Raw genomic sequence first — 15,003 nt, 5'->3', positions numbered from 1 at the left:
TGCACGAACGAACATTCTTTATAAAAGGATACCATATCAACGATGGATCAAAAACTTAAGGACGGTTACCAACACTTTCTAACCCACAGGTTTCAGGAAGATCGCGCCCTTTACGAAGAACTGGCTACAATGGGGCAAACACCTCACACATTGATGATTGCCTGTTCAGATTCACGCGTACTGCCACAACATATTCTCAATTCAGGACCAGGTGATCTATTCCTTGTCCGAAATGTAGCAGCACTCGTTCCCCCATACGAAGCCGATGATGGATATCACGGTACCAGTGCCGCCATTGAATTTGCCGTGACGGTACTGAAAGTACAAAACATTATGGTTATGGGTCACACAGGCTGCGGCGGTGTCGGCCACGTGGCCCAAGGACATGCCTGCCCCACATCAGGGACCAGAAGCTTTGTTTCCCAGTGGATGGCGCCCCTGGACAGCTGGATGCAGAAAAATACCGGCATTCTATCATCTGACCTGAAAGCACGTTCCAGCATGTTAGAGCGCGCCGCCATCAATATGTCTATTGATAATCTGAAAACATTCCCGTTCATTCAGGAAAGACTGGCCGAAAAGTCCCTGAATATCCACGGTACGATTTTTGACATTCATACCGGTGAACTAAACGTGGTCACCCAGTGTGATGACGGCACCTTTGGGGTCGCCCCGTTCGAATAGAAACTAGCTGCCCTATTGTTCAGTATTTTCGGTGTTAGCCGGTCTGGATCACTTCCATGCCGGCTATTTTCTTACATAGCGGCAACCAGCGGCACAAATCTGACAGGCAGTATGTCTTCTTCCTGCCAGCAATTTTCTTCCTGCCGAATAATAAGTTTCAACATCTGAACGTGACCGGGTGGTCCTATTGGGAGTATCATGCGCCCTCCCACTTTCAATTGCTGATAAAGGGCGTCAGGCACAGAAGGTGCAGCAGCAGCAACATGAATAGCATCATAGGGAGCGTATTTTTTACAGCCCAAAGCACCGTCCCCCTGGCAGACTTGAATAGTATCATACCCAAGATGTTCCAGCCGGGCCTTCGCTGATTGTGCCAGTTCGGCAATACATTCAACGGAAATAACCCTGCCAGCCAACTGGGAGAGGACAGCCGCGGCATAGCCCGAGCCTGTCCCAATATCCAAAACAGTATCTGTGCCCTTTAACCGTAAGTGTTCGGCCATCAAGGCAACGATATAGGGCTGGGAAATCGTTTGGCCGCCGGCTATGGGAAGAGCCCGATCATCATACGCAGCATCCTCAAGGGCCTTTGGTACAAACTGCTTTCTGTCTACCGAAGCCACCGCCTCCAAGACGCGCTGATCCCTGATACCGCGACCCGCGATATCCTGCTGCACCATTGTCGCTACTGATTTTCTGTACGTTCCCATTGCCATCAACCGAAACTGTCCAGAAGAAGTGTAGCACATCTCTGTTCGGTTCAGAAAACACAGACAAAGAAAAAGGGCTGCGAAATCGCAGCCCTTCATAATTTTTTATGCCTGTTCTGGCTTACTCGTCTTCGTAGACGTTTTTGCCTGCCTTAATTGGCTTCCAGATTTTCTTCATTGAGAAATACAGAATGATAGTCAGAACCAACAGGAACAGGAATACATTCAGTCCGAGGGAGTGACGATCCTGCAAGCTTGGCTCAGCAACATACATCAGGAAGTTCACAACATCTTTTGCCATTTGTTCCTGTGTAGCAGCCGTACCATCTTCATACTCGATGATGCCCTCCGAAAGAGGAGAAGCCATCGAAATCTGACCACCCTTGAAGTAAGGGTTGTAGCTTTTGCCTGCCGGGATATCCACACCGATTGGCGCTTCCTCGTATCCAGTCATAAGGCTGTAAAGATAGTTTGCACCATCATGACGCGCCTTAGTGATCAGAGAAAGATCTGGTGGCAGAGCCCCGCCGTTTGACGCACGAGCTGCATTGTCGTTCGGGAATGGGTTCGGAAACGCATCTTGCGGCAATGCATTGCGCTCAGTCGGATCCCCGAAATCATCAGGCTCGCCAGCTACAGTGTATTCTGCAGCAAATGCCTTGATCATGTCTTCGTCATAGCCAAGCTTGTCCAGGTTACGGAAACGGAAATACTTCAGACCGTGACACGCGGAACAAACTTCGCGGTAAACCTGCCAGCCACGCTGCGCAGATTCGACATCAAATGTACCGAAGACACCTTCGAATTGCCAGTCAACCTTCTCCGGGTGCTTTGCAGCACCCGCAGCATTCGCACCCACAGCAAAGGCAGCAACAGCAGCGGCAGCAAGGGCAATGTTTTTAATCATCTTCATTGTCTATACTCCTACTTATGCTGACTTTTTCACTGCTGAAATAATGCTTTCAGGCAGTGGCAGTGTCTTTTCCTTTTTACCCAGCAGAGGCAGGATAACGAGGAAGTGTGCGAAATAGTAAATAGTACCGGCAAGACCAAGCATCGGCCAGATACCTTCAGGTTTCTTACCGCCAACAACTGTCAGAAGCAGCATGTCAGCAACGAGGAACCAGAAGAAAATCCGGTATGTTGGACGGAACTTTGCAGAACGAACCTTGGACGTATCAAGCCATGGCAGTGCCAGCCAAACAAGGATGGATGCAAACATTGCTAGTACACCCAGAAGCTTCGCGTCGATAAAGACGATGTCTGTACCCGGGATACCAAGATCGAATGTAATTGACCGCAGGATCGCATAGAATGGCAGGAAGTACCATTCAGGAACAATACTGTCAGGCGTCACAAGTGGCTCAGCCGGGATATAGTTGTCCGGATGACCCAGCGCATTCGGTGCAAAGAATACAAAGTACGCAAATACCATCAGGAATACACCTACACCAAACGCATCCTTAACTGTGTAGTAAGGGTGGAAAGGAATTTGGTCTGCGTTGCTTTTTACTTCTACGCCAAGTGGGTTACCACTATCAGAGATTTTCTTCGCCCAGATATGGAGAACCACAACACCTGCAATCACGAATGGCAGCAGATAATGAAGGCTGAAGAAACGGTTCAAAGTTGGGTTATCAACAGAGAAACCACCCCAAAGAAGTGTCACAATGCTTTCACCTACACCAGGGATCGCAGAGAACAGGTTGGTAATCACAGTCGCACCCCAGAAGGACATCTGGCCCCATGGTAGTACGTACCCCATGAAAGCAGTCGCCATCATCAGGAGGAAGATTACAACACCCAGCATCCACAATACTTCCCGTGGTGCCTTGTAGGAACCATAGTAGAAGCCGCGGAAAATGTGCGTGTACACTGCGATAAAGAAGAAGCTCGCGCCGTTCGCATGCATGTAGCGTATCAGCCAGCCGTAGTTCACATCACGCATGATACGCTCGACGCTGTCGAAGGCCATGCCAGTGTGCGGCGTGTAGTGCATCGCAAGAACGATACCGCTGACAAGCTGAATAATCAGGCAGAGAGCTGCCAGGGAACCAAAGTTCCACCAGTAGTTCAGGTTACGAGGTGTTGGCGTACCAGGACCCATTACACTGTTTGCAACAGTCAGGATTGGCAGACGCTCTTCTACCCAAGCCAGAACCTTGTTATTCGGTTTTACTTCTGAAAGTGCCATTCTTCTTCCCCTTACCCGATGCGCATCACTGTGTCGCTTAGGAAAGCATACTCAGGAACTTCCAAGTTCCGTGGAGCAGGACCCTTCCGGATACGACCAGATGTGTCATAGTGGGAACCATGGCAAGGACAGAACCATCCGCCATATTCACCTTTTTCATCACCGGATTTTGTACCAAGTGGCACACAGCCAAGGTGCGTACAAATACCAGTAAGAACGAGCCACTCATCCTTACCTTCAAGTACACGCTCTTGGTCGGTCTGCTTATCAGGTAGGCTTGCTACATCAACAGCACGTGCGTCTGCGATCTCCGCTGCGGTTCTGTGGCGGATGAAAACCGGTTTACCACGCCATTTCACCAGAACAGCCTCACCAACCGGGATTTGGCTGATGTCAACTTCCACACTTGCAAGAGCAAGCGTATCAGCTGCAGGGTTCATCTGATGGATAAATGGCCAAACTGCAACTGCGGCACCAACCGCACCGAAGCCAGTTGCTGCGATATGAAGAAAGTCACGCCGTGTAGCGCCCTCTTCACCATGTATTGTGTCTTCTACTGTGCTCATCTAATCTTCCTTGGCAGGAACTTGATGCATCTCAGGCGATCAAATGTTTGCTTCCAAACTCATAGACTGAATAACCGGCGAACCGGGCCCAGCCCTCCTATAATTCTATACAGTTACATGGATCAGGTACAGCCCCTATAAGACAGGGTAATATATCCCACACCACATAACGCACACTGGATACAGATCCAGTACGATAAAGAGGGTTTAATCGGGTATGGCTTGTGGTGCAAGGGTTTATCGTGAAGTTTTCACAAAAACGCCATATTTTTCCAATGCTGGCCATTGTTTGGATTGCGCGGACGGGATTATTTTTCTAGTGTCCGCCCATGGATATAGCCCTGTTTGAACCCGACCAGCCTCAAAATACTGGAACCATGCTTAGACTTGGGGCCTGTATGGGCTGCGCTGTACACATTATTGAACCGTGCGGTTTCCCGTTCTCCGTCAAGGCACTGCGCCGGTCTGCCATGGACTATATTGATATGGTCACTATCCATCATCATATGGACTGGGATGCCTTTGAAAAATGGTGTGCGACAAACCGTCGCAGGATTGTCCTTTTGACCACTGCCTGCAGCCAAAAACATACCGAATTCACTTATTCGGAGACTGATATACTGCTTGTTGGTCGCGAATCCGGCGGTGTAACCGATCAGGTCGTTGCAGCGGCAGACGGAAAAGTCCGTGTACCGATGCAAAAACAGTTGCGCTCACTGAATGTCGCCGTATCTATGGCTATGGTACTGGGTGAAGCACTGCGACAGACCGGCTCATTTGATACGCTTGAATAAAGCTTTCATACAACACTGCGCCAGACGATTGCAATAAACCGTACTCTGAAGTCTTACTGAAACAAGGATATCTCATGTCTGATCTGACACTACAGGAAAAACAACAACAAGCTGCTGATTGGTTCAGAACTTTGCGGGATCAGATTTGCGCCAGTTTTGAAAAGCTGGAAGATGAAGCAACCGGCCCGTTAAGCGACCGGGACGCAGGCAGATTCGAAAGAAAGACATGGGACCGGACGAACCAGTCGGACGGTGCCGAAGGTGGCGGCGGGACCATGTCCATAATGCGGGGCGGCCGTGTGTTCGAAAAGGTTGGTGTAAACATTTCCACGGTACACGGTACTTTCACCGAAGAATTTGCCAAAAACATTCCCGGCGCCGATGAAGATCCAAGTTTCTTTGCCACCGGTGTTTCGCTTGTTGCCCACATGAACAGCCCCAAAGTACCTGCCGTTCACATGAATACCCGGTTTATTTGCACAAAAAAAAGCTGGTTTGGTGGCGGTGCGGACCTGAATGCCCCCTTGCCTGTCGCACAGGATACAGCGGACTTTCATGCAGCCTTCAAAGAGGCCTGCGATCGTCACGATCCAGCGTATTATCCAAAATTCAAAAAATGGTGTGATGAATATTTTTATATCCAGCACCGGAATCGTGCCCGCGGCGAAGGCGGTATCTTTTATGATCAGCTTAACTCAGGTAAATGGGAAGATGACTTTGCTTTCACAAAAGACGTTGGACGAACCTTTAACGAGATTTATCCTGCATTAGTTCGCCGCCATATGCACGACAGCTGGACAGAAGCAGAACGTGAAACACAGCTGGAGTACAGAGGCTACTACGCTGAATTCAATCTTGTGTATGATCGCGGCACCACCTTTGGCTTGAAAACCGGCGGCAATGTAGAAGCAATTCTAATGTCCTTGCCACCAGAGGCAAAATGGCCGTAAACGTACCGAACGCAAGACAGAACAGGACCAAAGCATGATGGGTGATGCCATCATCTATCTGACATTGTTCAGCAATGCCTTTATTGCGGCAACCTTATTGCCCGCTTTTTCTGAACTGGCTTTTGCGGCCTTGCTCACAAAGGGGCAGTATAGTCCCTTTCTCCTGTTTCTTGCCGTTACATCCGGTAATATTCTTGGTGCCTGTGTGAACTGGTGGCTGGGGATGCGCCTGCATGATTTCCAGACGAAACGCTGGTTTCCGTTCACACCCGCACAAATAGACAAGGCATCGAATCAGTTTGCCCGCTACGGCGTTTGGTCCCTCCTGTTTGCGTGGCTGCCAGTGATTGGTGACCCGCTCACCTTGATAGCGGGGGTGCTAAACACGCGTTTTTCACTTTTTTTAGTTCTGGTTGGTTTCGGCAAGGCGATCAGATACGCTGCTATCTGGGCACTCTTTTATATGGGAACACTTTAGAAAGAACACGGCAAATTCAATCTAGCCAGATGCTACTATCTATCATTCCCGCCCCAGATAAGATTCTCCTCTGGAATAATATCCAGCAGCATCCCTCTGTCCTTGAGCGTGTCTAGCAAATGGGTAAGCTCCTCCTTACCAACCGGGCTTTGATTGCTGACGATGGCAGGTAATTTATAATCATAGTCTGGCGTTGGGCCAGTTGCGATTGAAACCGCAGCCTGAGGGTTATGTTTACGCCAAAGACTTAGAAACATATCGTTTGCAATGCCCAGTTCTGCCCTGCCTGTCTGAATCATATGCAGGATCTGATACTGATTATGCACGAAAACGGCATCATATCGTCGTTTTAACTGCATGGTATCCAGTTCAAAGCCTGCGAAGTTATAAGAAAACCCATTTATCAGCACCAACCGGTACCCTGCCACATCGCCAAAGGTTCGCGGAAACCTGGCACTATCTGCACGCATGACCATCTGCTCCCGAACTTGTACAATCGGGTCTGTAACATCATACTGCTCAGCAAGTGGCGTCCACCCCCAAATGGGGCTTTCAAAGAATATTACATGCATATTACCCTGCGCCATTTGGGCGTAACGCCGCCGGGACGGAAAAACCGATATATTGAACTGATAGACATCCTGGATCTGATTAAGCTGCCTGATCAGATCAAAGGTAACCCCGCTTGAACCGTCCGCGTCGATAAACGGTTCATAAACATAGCCACCAACAAAAACGTTCTGACGTGTACCAGATTGACCAGAAGCATGCAGCGAATCAAAAGAAACACTTATTAATAAAAGGGAAAACACCCAACACCAAATCACCCTCATACGTCCGCCCCATGTGTCCCTGTTGACAGCACACCAATCATTAAAATGACCGATAAACTGCAAGCCATCACCCCCAACGGCGGGACAGTCATGTCAAAAATATGCATAGATGGCAACCCCTTAGACGGGAATCTACGGTGCAGACTAGCAAAGCAAAACCACGCTGCAAACACTTCAAACCGCGCAAATCCCTGATTTAAAGCCAATGAAAGTAACTACAGTGCTCGTGAACTGCTTTCATCTAAGTATAAATCAAGAAACTTTCCATATGGTTGATTTTCACCAAACTTGTTTCAAGTTGACACAATCTACTACATCGACGACAGCTTCCTGAACTGGGTCGGGGCTTTTTTTATTGTGCTATTGACGATATTCCTATCATCACTGATGATACGGCCAAACCAAGCTAGTTAGGAGAATTCATATGTTTGCAAGACTGCTGGCCACAGGCCTTTTGATCATCTCCCTTGCGCTACCGACCTTTGCATCGGATACAAAGCGCGCCAAAATTATGGAGATGAAGCAAGATGTAATCGCCCAGCTACTGCAGGAGGAACCCGGTGCAAAGAAAGAACTGGATAATAGCGTAGGCTATGCCGTCTTCTCGAATGTCGGCGTTAATGTAATTTTTCTCTCTGGCGGGGGCGGACGCGGCGTTGCCATCAACAATAAAACCGGCGAAAAAACCTTCATGAAAATGGCGAGTGCCGGTGTCGGTCTTGGCCTTGGCGTGAAAGATTTTCGGGCCGTCTTTATTTTCCGCACCCAGAAAGCGTTCGACTATTTCATCGACAAAGGATGGGACTTATCTGCCCAGGCTGATGCAGCAGCCCAGTCTGGCGACAAAGGCGGCGAAGGATCTGTTGCAGATAACATCAGTGAAGAAGTCAGCGTTTACCAGATTACCAAAAACGGTATTGCCCTGCAGGCAACGCTGCAAGGCACTAAATACTGGAAAGATAAAAAGCTGAATAGCGGCCAGTAATCTTCTGTCAGTAAGCTACATTCAAACTATTCCGCCGGGATGGCTTCGGCTGTCTCGGCTTTTACTTCTTCCTTGGTCAAAAGCTGGCCCATCTTTTTCTGTGCAAGAAGTGCACGAGCCTTAGCATATTTTTCATCATGCCAGAACGGCAGACAGCCATTACAGCCCTTACCGCAGCAGCCTTCCTTACCTCGACGCGGCGTCCGCAGCGATAGTTCTTTTTCAGCCGCATCAATAGATTCCTGCAGCTTTGCACGCTTTTTCTCGTATGACCCTTCATTGCCTTTACCAAGCTCAAGAAGCTGTGCTTCTGCGTCCAGTTTCAGGCGGTCCCACTGGTCTTGTGTAAGTGGCTTTTCCTTCCGGATCACCGTCATTTCCGGGAAGTCATTCTGTAACACAGATATCTCTTCCTCATGGAACAACGAGAAAGGAACACGAATGATCGGCTTATTGCCTGCGTGGACCTCTTCCCATATGCGTCCATTCTTGGCTTCTTCAATCTCATAAAGACGCAACAGAATTGTCTCTTTCCGGATTGGAGAAACAAATTCCAGCACATCCCCTGCCGCGATTTTGTTTTTCACTTCAACGATGAAGGCATCATCGCGAACTTCGCGGATCACACCGGCATATTCCCAGTCCGCCAGCGTGTAAGTCTGCTCAAAACCGTGCGCATAGTTGGTCAAACGTCCATCGTGGAAGGCCAGCGTATAGCCGCGCGACGGAACGTGGGACAGTTCTTTCATGTAAGAATCTGCATTCCAGTCTTCTTTGTTTTCGTACCAGTCATCAATAGCCATCCGGTACGCGCGTGCAACCATCGACACATAATATACGGATTTGCCCCGTCCTTCGACCTTCAGGCTGTCTACGCCCAACTCCAGCAGGTCATTCAGCTTAGGCATGATGCACAAATCTTTACTGTTCAGGATATAGGTCCCGCGCTGATCTTCTTCGATCGGAAGCAAATCGCCTGGGCGGTACCCTTCCTCGATAAAGAAATCAAACAGCTCTAGATTTTCTTCTGTCAGCGGCAGTTCTTTGACCGTGCCGTCCTTCAGCTTCATATGGACTTTGTATTTCCAGCGACAGCTATTGGCACACGCGCCCTGGTTGGCACCGCGCTCTGCCATAAAGTTAGACAACATGCAGCGTCCGGAATAGGTCATACACATCGAGCCGTGCACAAAGGCTTCAAGCTTGATATCCGGGCATTTTTCGCGAATTTCAACCAGCTCCGCAAAGGACACTTCCCGTCCCAGCACGACCAGCTTGGCGCCCAGGTCTTCCCAGAACTTTACAGACTGCCAGCTACACACATTCGCTTGCGTGGAAATATGCAGTTCCAGCTCTGGGGCCTGTTCCTTGACGAACATAAAGACACCAGGGTCAGCAACAATCAATCCGTCAGGTTTAACCTTGCGCACTGTCTCCACAAACTGTGGTAGTTTCGTAATGTCTTTGTTATGTGAAAACAGATTAAGCGTCAGATATACGCGTTTGCCGTGCTTGTGGGCAAATTCAACACCCTCGATAACATCTTCAAGCGAGAATTCAGATTTTGTCCGCAGGGACATATCCGGTGTACCGAGATATACCGCGTCCGCACCGTAAAGCACTGCTGCTTTCAGCTTCTCTAGATTACCGGCTGGCATTAATAGCTCAGATCTTTTCTTCTGGTCGCGCATTCCTGATCCTACTCAATATCTAACATTTGGCCGGCGTGATACCTGATTTTATACCAAATTGCTAGTATTTCTCAAATTCTCCGCACCAGGACAAGCGATGGGGACATATCTGCAACACTGACAGGAAAAGTATGCAGGGCAGACTATGTCTACCTACCCTGTTGTATGGACAGGATTTTACAATATTCATACTATCCACTATCTGTACTTTCCTGCTGTAGTGTCAGCAATGACATGAAGTTCAATATTTTACGTCAGTCGGAAGTACCGCTACTCGGGAGGTAGTGAAACAATAATAATCACTTAGGGAGGAATCGTATGAAAACGACCTTTACGTCCAGCCTATTAAGCGTATCCGCACTAGCCGTTTTTGCATCAGGTGCATTATCATCAGCCGTTACCGCGCAGGATAGTGACATTGCTATACTGGAAGAAATTACCGTTACAGCAACTAAACGTGCCCAAAGCATCCAAGATGTTCCATTTTCCATTAATGCCCAGACTTCTAATGATATTCGTCGTACCGGTTCCCAGTCACTGGAAGACTTGTCCCGAAATGTCGCGGGCTTAATGATCCAAAACCTTGGGCCAGGTCAAAGTCAGGTCGCTATTCGCGGCGTGTCCGCTGGCCAGATTGTCCGTGACCAGCCCGGCGTTAAAGAACAGGTTGGTGTCTATTTGGACGAATCTGTAATCTCCCTTTCGCTTTTCACCCCCGACCTTGATCTCTATGACCTGAACCGTGTGGAAACACTGCGTGGACCACAGGGGACATTATTTGGCTCTGGCTCTGTTGGCGGTACAATCCGCTACATTACCAACCAACCTAATCTGGATGAAGCAGAAGGCAGCTTTGAAGCTAACCTTAACCAGGTAGACGGCGGCAGCATGGGCTATCATCTGAAAGGCATGTATAACCTGCCACTGACAGATACCGTCGCCCTGCGCATGGTTGCCTATCATCAGGAATATGGTGGATTTATTGACGCCTACACCCCGTCCGGCGACATGAAAACAAATGTCAATGACGGTACTCGCAGCGGTTTGCGCGTCGCCATGAAGTTTGAGCCAAGTGAAAATGTGACCCTTACACCACGACTGGTGTATCAGGAAATAGATATGGACGGCTTTAATCGTCAGGAAGTCTATAACCTGTACGGCAATGAATTTACAACAGACCGCGGCGTCGTCAATTTTGGCGAGCGCGAACAATATCTGCTACTGGACGAAGGCTTCAAAGATCAGACCATGATCGCTGATCTTACTGCAGAAATTTCATTTGGCGGTGTCGACCTTACCTCCGTGACCAGCTACACGGACCGTGACATTCTGGTCAGCCGGGATGCTTCTGCCCTCACCGGGTCTGTTTCCGTCGATCTGGGATACCCGGACGAGGCTGTGAACCTGCCGTCAAACCTGCGCGATACGACCAAGGTGGAAAGCTTCACACAGGAATTACGCCTATCTTCAAATGGTAACGGACCCTTGCAGTGGGTTGTTGGCGGTTTCTATTCAAACACAGACCGCTTTTACAAGCAGTTCCTGCCAACACCCGGCTATGACGCCTTCACAGATTCTGTACTTGGTGCCGGCACGGCAGAAGCGACCCGCGCAGGCGTAGCACCCCCTGATTCACCTTTCTATTCGGAACTGCCTTATACTTTGGAGCAGATCTCCCTGTTCGCAGAACTAACATACGATGTTTCTGATGTGCTGCATCTTACTGCGGGTGGTCGCTACTATGATTATAAGGAAGAGCGTTCGGTAACACAGGTTGGGCTGTTTGGTAACGGTGTTGTAGATCAGGTTGACGAAACCAGTTCTAACGGTTTCTCCCCTCGTGTCATGGTCAGTTATGACATGAATGAGGATGTCACGCTGAATGCGCAAGTCTCCAAGGGCTTCCGCCTAGGCGGTGTCAACGATCCGCTGAACACTGCGCTTTGTTCTGATGATGACCTTGAAGTATTTGGTGGCTTCCAGGATTATAATGATGAAAGTCTCTGGAACTATGAAGCTGGCATCAAAATGCAAAAAGGCGCTGTTAGCCTGAATGCCGCTGCCTTCTATACCGACATCAAAAACCTGCAGGTAACTCTGGACGCCGGTACATGTTCGTCGCGTATTTCGTTCAACGTGCCCAAAGCACACACCATGGGCCTGGAAGCTGAACTGAAAGCCCGCCCGACCGAAGGTCTGGATTTTGCGCTGAATGCAAGCCTGATTGAAGCAGAGTTTGACAGCACCATTGTGGACAGCCTTGGCAATACCTTGGTCGAAGATGGCTGGCGCCTGCCTTCTGTTCCAAAGCTCTCAATTGGGGCAACGGCCACGTATTCATGGCCGATTGAAATGGTTCGGGACGCAGAGGCATTCTTCTCTGGCACTGTACAGCACCGTGACAGTATCTTTACTCAACCATCCGACCAGCAAGACAATCCAAGAACTTTCACGCATGGATTGCCATTTGGTGGTGCGCCTGCTGATGCGTCCACAACGCTGGATCTGGAGCTGGACAGCTACACAACCATGAACCTGAGTACCGGCCTGATGACAGACAACTGGGAACTGGTGTTTTACGTCAACAATGTGTTTGACGAGAATGCTAACCTGTCCTTCAACCGCGAACGCGGCGGCAGGGCACGGCTGGCCTTCTTCACCAACCAGCCGCGGACATACGGCGTGACGTACCGGGTCAACTTCTAAATCCCCGGTCTGGTGACAAAATAAAAGCAGGACAAAGCAGGATTTCGATCCTGCTTTTTCTTTGGTGATTGATAATCAACGTCGATCAAGGTTGAAGCCAGGTCAAAACTGTGGCTTATTGCGGAAAATTTGATCAATAAGGACCGGTTCATGTCAAATACTTCGCTCGACCTTCTTCATGACCTTGTGCAAAAAGCTAAAAAAGCAGGTGCAGATGCGGCAGATGCTGCCGCTATTGAAGCCACGAGCAAATCAGTTTCCTGGCACAACGGCAAACTTGAAGACGTTGACGGATCTGAAGGCGAAGACATTGGTCTTCGTGTCTTTATCGGTAAACGGCAGGCAATGGTCTCGACCAGTGACCGCAGCACTGAAAGCCTGAACAAACTAATCGACCGCTGCATGTCTATGGCCAAAGCAGTACCAGAAGATCCTTACTGCGGCCTTGCTCCCGAAGACAAACTCCATACAGGACCACTGGCAGAGCTGGACCTTTATGACGATACAGATGTCAGCGCGGAAACTCTGGCAGAAATTGCACACCGCGCAGAGGATGCGCTGTACAGTGTGGACGGCGTAACCAATTCTTCCGGCGCTGGTGCCAGCGCAGGTAGCTGGTCCATGGCTCTTGTAACCAGCCACGGGTTTTCCAACAGCTACAAAGGAAGCAGTTTCAGCGCGTCTGTATCCGGTGTTGCCGGTGAAGGTACAGGCATGGAACGCGATTATGATTTTACCAGTGCGCGTCATTTTCAGGATATGGATAGTCCCGAGGAATTTGGCCGCCGTGCTGGCGAACAGGCGGTGGCACGCCTGAACCCAACCAAAATGACCAGCGGAAGCCTGCCTGTGGTATTTGCACCAAGGGTCGCAAATAGCCTCCTTGGGCATTTTGCTGGCGCGATTAACGGTACCGGCATTGCTCGCGGCACCAGCTTTCTGAAAGATTACCTGAACAAGCAGACATTCAGCAACGGCATTTCCATTATTGATGACCCCAAGATTGTACGCGGTCTGAAATCCCGTCTATTCGACGGCGAAGGCGTACAGGTTCAAAAATGCGCTTTAGTCGATGATGGCGTCTTGAAAATGTGGACGCTGAACAGCGCCGCAGCACGGCAGTTGAATTTACCGGTGACAGGCCATGCGGGCCGCAGCACCAGCTCCCCCCCTGGCATTGGCTGCAGCAATCTATATATGGCGGCAGGGACTGTTTCAAAAGATGATTTGATTGCAGATATCAAAGACGGCGTCTATATCACCGAGCTTATCGGCATGGGTGTAAATGGTGTCACGGGCGATTATAGTCGCGGCGCAGCCGGGCACAGAATACGTAACGGGGTGATCGCTGAACCTGTCTCGGAAATCACAATTGCAGGCAATCTTAAGGAAATGTTCATGCAGTGTGTGGCAGCATCAGACTTGAAGTTCCGCTATTCAAGCAACGCACCGACCGTGCGCATTGATGGCATGATGATCGCTGGTTCCTAACCGTCAGGGCCAGCCAGTAGGTGATACGATGAAAACGCTGCAACCAGCGCCCAGATTTGACGAAGACACGTGTCCATGGTCACTGATCGACGACGAGCGACTGGTCAGACAAGTTACTGAAGAAGCCGGGCGAATTGCCCTTTCCTATTTTGCACGCGATGTAAAGGTCTGGGAAAAGTCGCCCAACAATCCCGTCTGCGAGGCCGATTTCGCTGTTGATGAGTTTCTGCGCACCACCTTGATGCAAAACCGCACGGGATATGGCTGGCTGTCTGAGGAAACCGAAGACCAGCCAGAGCGTCTGCGGTGCGGCCGGCTTTGGATTGTAGACCCGATTGACGGAACACGCTCTTTCCTAGAGGGCGGTGATAATTGGGGTATCAGCGTTGCACTGGTACAGGACCAAAAACCAGTTGTTGCAGCCTTTTATGCGCCGGTGAAAAATGCTTTCTATTTTGCGCGTGCTGGCAAAGGGGCAACGCGTAATGGGCAGCCCATTCAGATTTCTGGATCCATTGATTTATGCAGTGCACGAATGATGGGTGACCCAGATGCTTTCAAGGCCAGCAAATACTGGCCAACCCCGTGGCCACCGAGCATGTATGCAGAACAGGCAAACTCCATCGCGCTCAGGCTTTGCCAGGTCGCGGACGGCCAGTTTGATTGCTGTGTAACACTGCGCCCGAAAAATGACTGGGACGTTGCCGCTGCTGACCTGATTGTAAGGGAAGCAGGGGGGCTGGTGACTACGGGACGCGAATGTGAACTGGTATTCAACAGACGCAAACCCCTGCATGAGCATATAGTGGCATCGACACCGGGGTTGATAACGCCCATTATGGACCGGGTAGAGCCAGCACTGGAAGCATGGCACAAACGTTTAAACACGGGCATCGCACCGACGGCACCATAGAAATAGAC

14 protein-coding genes are annotated in these 15,003 nt (G+C 49.8%); 8 read left to right on the top strand and 6 right to left on the bottom strand.

The features are described from left to right. The first annotated feature begins 42 nt into the window (after positions 1-42). Positions 43-684, top strand: a complete 642-nt coding sequence (locus tag IE181_RS07495; RefSeq protein ID WP_191251401.1) for a carbonic anhydrase — start codon at positions 43-45, stop codon at positions 682-684. Positions 685-755: 71 nt separating this feature from the next. Here the strand turns inward: IE181_RS07495 and IE181_RS07490 are convergent, their stop codons facing one another. From IE181_RS07490 to petA, 4 genes are all read right to left on the bottom strand, one after another. Further along, entirely contained in the window at positions 756-1,394 is a 639-nt protein-coding gene (locus tag IE181_RS07490) for a protein-L-isoaspartate(D-aspartate) O-methyltransferase (RefSeq protein ID WP_229819223.1), read from the bottom strand. 121 nt (positions 1,395-1,515) lie between these two features. Further along, a complete protein-coding gene (locus IE181_RS07485; protein ID WP_191251399.1) occupies positions 1,516-2,307 on the bottom strand; it encodes a cytochrome c1 in 792 nt (263 codons plus the stop codon). Between the two features lie 15 nt (positions 2,308-2,322). Then, on the bottom strand, positions 2,323-3,588 hold the full coding sequence (locus IE181_RS07480) for a cytochrome b (RefSeq protein ID WP_191251397.1): 1,266 nt from the start codon (positions 3,586-3,588) through the stop codon (positions 2,323-2,325). 11 nt (positions 3,589-3,599) lie between these two features. After that, the gene (gene petA, locus IE181_RS07475; protein ID WP_191251395.1) at positions 3,600-4,154 is read right to left on the bottom strand and encodes a ubiquinol-cytochrome c reductase iron-sulfur subunit; all 555 of its coding nucleotides are present in this window, start codon (positions 4,152-4,154) and stop codon (positions 3,600-3,602) included. A 329-nt stretch (positions 4,155-4,483) separates the two neighbouring features. On the opposite strand from petA, the gene IE181_RS07470 reads away from it, so the two are divergent. The 3 genes from IE181_RS07470 (at position 4,484) to IE181_RS07460 (ending at position 6,376) form a co-directional block, all read left to right on the top strand. Further along, positions 4,484-4,948, top strand: coding sequence for a tRNA (cytidine(34)-2'-O)-methyltransferase (locus IE181_RS07470; RefSeq protein WP_191251393.1), 465 nt, complete (start codon positions 4,484-4,486; stop codon positions 4,946-4,948). A 74-nt stretch (positions 4,949-5,022) separates the two neighbouring features. Next, positions 5,023-5,898, top strand: a complete 876-nt coding sequence (gene hemF / locus IE181_RS07465; protein WP_191251391.1) for an oxygen-dependent coproporphyrinogen oxidase — start codon at positions 5,023-5,025, stop codon at positions 5,896-5,898. Positions 5,899-5,932: 34 nt separating this feature from the next. After that, positions 5,933-6,376 (top strand): YqaA family protein, encoded by a 444-nt coding sequence (locus tag IE181_RS07460; RefSeq protein ID WP_229819221.1) that lies wholly within the window; start codon positions 5,933-5,935, stop codon positions 6,374-6,376. Between the two features lie 35 nt (positions 6,377-6,411). Here IE181_RS07460 and IE181_RS07455 read toward each other — a convergent pair whose 3' ends face one another. Continuing rightward, positions 6,412-7,188 carry a substrate-binding periplasmic protein gene (locus tag IE181_RS07455; RefSeq protein ID WP_191251389.1) on the bottom strand — a complete coding sequence of 259 codons (777 nt, stop codon included), beginning with the start codon at positions 7,186-7,188 and terminating at the stop codon, positions 6,412-6,414. Positions 7,189-7,633: 445 nt separating this feature from the next. On the opposite strand from IE181_RS07455, the gene IE181_RS07450 reads away from it, so the two are divergent. Then, on the top strand, positions 7,634-8,194 hold the full coding sequence (locus IE181_RS07450) for a lipid-binding SYLF domain-containing protein (protein ID WP_229819220.1): 561 nt from the start codon (positions 7,634-7,636) through the stop codon (positions 8,192-8,194). Between the two features lie 26 nt (positions 8,195-8,220). On the opposite strand, the gene IE181_RS07445 is transcribed toward IE181_RS07450, so the two are convergent. Continuing rightward, positions 8,221-9,885 (bottom strand): U32 family peptidase C-terminal domain-containing protein, encoded by a 1,665-nt coding sequence (locus tag IE181_RS07445; protein ID WP_191251387.1) that lies wholly within the window; start codon positions 9,883-9,885, stop codon positions 8,221-8,223. Positions 9,886-10,203: 318 nt separating this feature from the next. On the opposite strand from IE181_RS07445, the gene IE181_RS07440 reads away from it, so the two are divergent. The 3 genes from IE181_RS07440 to IE181_RS07430 all read left to right on the top strand — a co-directional run bounded on the left by IE181_RS07440 (position 10,204) and on the right by IE181_RS07430 (position 14,995). Next, entirely contained in the window at positions 10,204-12,591 is a 2,388-nt protein-coding gene (locus tag IE181_RS07440) for a TonB-dependent receptor (RefSeq protein WP_191251385.1), read from the top strand. Between the two features lie 150 nt (positions 12,592-12,741). Next, positions 12,742-14,082: a TldD/PmbA family protein gene (locus IE181_RS07435; RefSeq protein ID WP_191251383.1), complete on the top strand. Its 1,341-nt coding sequence runs from the start codon at positions 12,742-12,744 to the stop codon at positions 14,080-14,082. A 28-nt stretch (positions 14,083-14,110) separates the two neighbouring features. Further along, complete coding sequence (locus IE181_RS07430) at positions 14,111-14,995, top strand: 3'(2'),5'-bisphosphate nucleotidase CysQ (protein ID WP_191251381.1); 885 nt, start codon at positions 14,111-14,113, stop codon at positions 14,993-14,995. Positions 14,996-15,003 lie beyond the last annotated feature (8 nt).

Origin of the sequence: Kordiimonas sediminis (assembly GCF_014656395.1) — a bacterium.
In the GTDB taxonomy this organism is placed as follows: Bacteria; Pseudomonadota; Alphaproteobacteria; order Sphingomonadales; family Kordiimonadaceae; genus Kordiimonas_A; species Kordiimonas_A sediminis.
The sequence above is the reverse complement of the archived record's forward strand: the minus strand, read 5'-3'. Positions and strand labels throughout refer to the sequence as shown.

Coding starts and splice junctions, on each gene's coding strand:
- IE181_RS07435 (WP_191251383.1), top strand. CDS start 12,742: ATGTCAAATACTTCGCTCGACCTTCTTCATGACCTTGTGCAAAAAGCT.
- IE181_RS07495 (WP_191251401.1), top strand. CDS start 43: ATGGATCAAAAACTTAAGGACGGTTACCAACACTTTCTAACCCACAGG.
- petA (WP_191251395.1), bottom strand. CDS start 4,154: ATGAGCACAGTAGAAGACACAATACATGGTGAAGAGGGCGCTACACGG.
- IE181_RS07480 (WP_191251397.1), bottom strand. CDS start 3,588: ATGGCACTTTCAGAAGTAAAACCGAATAACAAGGTTCTGGCTTGGGTA.
- IE181_RS07430 (WP_191251381.1), top strand. CDS start 14,111: ATGAAAACGCTGCAACCAGCGCCCAGATTTGACGAAGACACGTGTCCA.
- IE181_RS07445 (WP_191251387.1), bottom strand. CDS start 9,885: ATGCGCGACCAGAAGAAAAGATCTGAGCTATTAATGCCAGCCGGTAAT.
- IE181_RS07460 (WP_229819221.1), top strand. CDS start 5,933: ATGATGGGTGATGCCATCATCTATCTGACATTGTTCAGCAATGCCTTT.
- IE181_RS07450 (WP_229819220.1), top strand. CDS start 7,634: ATGTTTGCAAGACTGCTGGCCACAGGCCTTTTGATCATCTCCCTTGCG.
- IE181_RS07440 (WP_191251385.1), top strand. CDS start 10,204: ATGAAAACGACCTTTACGTCCAGCCTATTAAGCGTATCCGCACTAGCC.
- IE181_RS07485 (WP_191251399.1), bottom strand. CDS start 2,307: ATGAAGATGATTAAAAACATTGCCCTTGCTGCCGCTGCTGTTGCTGCC.
- IE181_RS07490 (WP_229819223.1), bottom strand. CDS start 1,394: ATGGGAACGTACAGAAAATCAGTAGCGACAATGGTGCAGCAGGATATC.
- hemF (WP_191251391.1), top strand. CDS start 5,023: ATGTCTGATCTGACACTACAGGAAAAACAACAACAAGCTGCTGATTGG.
- IE181_RS07470 (WP_191251393.1), top strand. CDS start 4,484: ATGGATATAGCCCTGTTTGAACCCGACCAGCCTCAAAATACTGGAACC.